The sequence below is a fragment of the Streptococcus mitis genome, assembly GCF_001579035.1.
GTDB classification, from domain to species: domain Bacteria; phylum Bacillota; class Bacilli; order Lactobacillales; family Streptococcaceae; genus Streptococcus; species Streptococcus mitis_J.
The window spans coordinates 67,566-69,354 of sequence record NZ_KQ970287.1; the positions used below are offsets into that span (position 1 = coordinate 67,566).

Annotated in this window: 1 protein-coding gene; it reads left to right on the forward strand. The window is 42.4% G+C overall.

The window, feature by feature from the left end; genetic code table 11:
• Positions 1-1,421, forward strand: a 1,421-nt coding sequence (locus SMIDD26_RS12800; protein WP_246746911.1) for a heavy metal translocating P-type ATPase, incomplete at its 5' end; no start/stop codon positions are given.
• Between the last annotated feature and the right edge of the window lie 368 nt (positions 1,422-1,789).

Sequence of the window (1,789 nt, forward strand, 5' to 3'; positions counted from 1 at the left end):
TGGAAGGTGTCTCCAGTATTGATGAGTCTATGGTGACAGGTGAGAGTCTGCCTGTGGACAAGACAGTTGGAGATACCGTCATTGGTTCAACCATTAATAATAGTGGAACACTTGTTTTTAGAGCAGAAAAAGTTGGTTCAGAGACTGTTTTGGCTCAGATTGTGGATTTTGTGAAGAAAGCTCAGACAAGTCGTGCTCCGATTCAGGACTTGACGGATAAAATTTCAGGCATTTTTGTCCCAGCAGTTGTCATTTTAGGGATTGTGACCTTTTGGGTTTGGTTCGTCTTGCTCAGGGATAGTGTAGTCGTGCTTGGAGCGAGTTTTGTCTCTTCTCTTCTCTATGGGGTGGCTGTTTTGATTATTGCCTGCCCTTGTGCCTTGGGTCTTGCAACACCGACAGCCCTTATGGTGGGGACAGGACGCAGTGCCAAGATGGGAGTTCTCCTCAAAAATGGAACGGTTCTACAGGAAATCCAGAAAGTTCAAACTATCGTCTTTGATAAGACCGGGACTTTGACGGAAGGGAAACCTGTGGTCACAGATATCATCGGCGACGAAGTAGAAGTGCTTGGATTGGCAGCTTCCTTGGAAGAAGCTTCTCAACACCCACTGGCTGAAGCCGTTGTGAAACGAGCGAGTGAAGCTGGACTTGAGTTTCAAACTGTTGAAAATTTCCAAGCCTTGCACGGAAAAGGTGTCTCAGGGCAAATCAATGGAAAACAAGTTTTGCTTGGAAATGCTAAAATGCTGGATGGCATGAACATTTCTAGCATTTATCAGGAAAAACTAGAAGAACTGGAAAAAGAAGCTAAGACAGTTGTGTTCTTGGCTGTGGACAATGAAATTAAAGGCTTGCTTGCTCTGCAAGATATTCCTAAGGAAAATGCTAAGCTTGCCATCAGTCAGTTGAAAAAACGAGGTCTTAAAACAGTCATGCTGACAGGAGACAATGCAGGAGTGGCGCGTGCTATTGCAGATCAGATCGGAATCGAAGAGGTCATTGCAGGTGTCTTACCAGAAGAAAAAGCCCATGAAATCCATAAACTACAAGCGACTGGAAAAGTAGCCTTTGTTGGTGATGGTATCAATGACGCTCCTGCCCTCAGTGTAGCAGATGTGGGGATTGCTATGGGAGCTGGAACAGATATTGCCATCGAGTCAGCAGATTTGGTGTTGACAACTAATAACCTCCTAGGAGTGGTGCGTGCCTTTGACATGAGTAAGAAAACCTTTAATCGAATTCTGCTCAATCTTTTCTGGGCCTTTATCTACAATGTCGCCGGAATTCCGATTGCAGCAGGAGTCTTTTCAGGTGTTGGACTGGCCCTCAATCCAGAACTGGCAGGTCTAGCCATGGCCTTTAGTTCTGTATCCGTTCTGATCAGTTCCCTTCTGTTAAACTTTAGTAAAATAGACTAAAAGCGGGCTTGCTCGCTTTTAATACTCTTCGAAAATCTCTTCAAATCACGTCAGCTTTATCTGCAACCTCAAAGCTGTGCTTTGAGCAACCTGCGGCTAGCTTTCTAGTTTGCTCTTTGATTTTCATTGAGTATTATAAAACAGAAACTAAAAACGTTTTCAAACTGTACTGTAATAGAGAATAAAAACTTCTGAGCAGATTCTTAGAAAAGTCGAACTAAATGTGGTAAATTAGTAATGTAAAAATTTACTGAAACGTTTTCAAAAACTATATGAAACCTTTTTTAGTAGATTTAAAAATATTTGAAGGAGAGTTATTACTATGACTCAAGGGAAAATTACTGCATCTGCAGCAATGCTTAACGTAT